Raw genomic sequence first — 1511 nt, 5'->3', positions numbered from 1 at the left:
GATCGGCCGCCGCCGCGAGACTGCCATGGCGCCGGTGACAGGTCGACCATGAGGGCGCTGCGACGCCGCGCTGCTGGCGCTGTTGGCTGTCTTCAGCGGCGTGTCGCGTTTGCTGCGACATGGCCTGTGCAGTGCGGGGGCTGGGATCGCACGCGGCCTGTGCCATCGCGGTGCGAGCGATTGGCATGCCAGCGCTCCGTGATGGCACAGCACACGGCCGACCCGGCATCATCGCCGCTGCCGCCGCCGGCGGGTCCCACCGGAATCTCCTGCCCGATGAGCCACGAACTGATCTACCTGCTGCTGATCTTCGCCCTGCTGGTGATCCCGCGCGCGCTGCAACGCTTCAAGATGCCGGCGCCGCTGACCTGCCTGCTGTTCGGCATCATCGCGATGCTGGCGATGGGGCCGCGCGCGCACGACCCGGTGGTGACCCTGCTGGCCACGCTCGGCATCTCCTCGCTGTTCCTGTTCGCCGGCCTGGAAGTGGATCCGAAGGCGCTGCGCCGCGGCCTGTGGCCGCTGCTGCTGCACCTGGTGGTGCGTGGCGGCACCCTGTTCGGCGTCGGCTGGCTGGCCTGGCGCTACGCCGGGCTGCCGTGGCAGGCGGCCGGATTGCTGGCGCTGGCCCTGCTGACCCCCTCCACCGGTTTCATCATCGAGTCGCTGGGGCGGCTGGGGCTGGACGAAGAAGAGCGCTTCTGGGTCACCAGCAAGGCCATCGCCGGCGAACTGCTGGCGCTGGCGGCGCTGTTCGTGATCCTGCAGGCCGGCGATCCCTGGCAGATGGGCCTGTCCAGCCTGGCGCTGCTGGCGATGCTGGTCGGCCTGCCGCTGCTGTTCGTGGCCCTGGGGCGCTGGGTGGCGCCGCAGGCGCCGGGCTCGGAGTTCTCGCTGCTGGTGATGGTCGGGCTGATCGCCGCCTACATCACCTATTCGCTGGGTGTGTACTACCTGGTCGGTGCGTTCATCGCCGGGCTGGTGGCGCGGCTGCTGCGCCAGCGCATGCCGCTGCTGGCCTCCGACGAGAACCTGCAGGCGGTGCGCCTGTTCGCCTCGTTCTTCGTGCCGTTCTACTTCTTCAACGCCGGCACCAAGGTGCCGAGCGGGGCGCTGAGCCTGCATGCACTGGGCCTGGGCCTGGCCCTGACCGCCTGCGTGCTGCCGCTACGCATCGGCATTCTGTGGCTGCAGCGGCGGGTGCTGTTCGGCGAAGGCGCGCGCAGCAGCCTGCGGGTGTCGCTGGCGCTGTCGCCGACGCTGATCTTCACCCTGGTGCTGGCCGGCATCCTGCGCGACCGCTTCGCCATCGCCGATGCGCTGTTCGGCGCGCTGCTGCTGTACGCGGCCCTGACCACGCTGCTGCCGGCGCTGCTGCTGCGCATGCCGTTCGATGTCAGCCCGCTGGAGACGGCGCCGGCCGCGCCGACCGATCCCGCGTCGGCGCAGGCACCGACGGCGCCGGACGAGCCGGTGGCCGAGGCGCCGTTGGCGGACGCACCGACGCCGCC

The 1511-nt window shown here is 71.3% G+C and carries 1 protein-coding gene; it reads left to right on the top strand.

Translation table 11 applies throughout. The features are described 5' to 3' along the window. Positions 1–276: 276 nt before the first annotated feature. On the top strand, positions 277–1511 hold a 1235-nt coding region (locus tag D180_RS13050), incomplete at its 3' end, for a cation:proton antiporter (protein WP_017913134.1).

The sequence above is a fragment of the Xanthomonas sp. SHU 166 genome (assembly GCF_000364685.1).
Taxonomy (GTDB): domain Bacteria; phylum Pseudomonadota; class Gammaproteobacteria; order Xanthomonadales; family Xanthomonadaceae; genus Xanthomonas_A; species Xanthomonas_A sontii.
The sequence above is the reverse complement of the archived record's forward strand: the minus strand, read 5'-3'. Positions and strand labels throughout refer to the sequence as shown.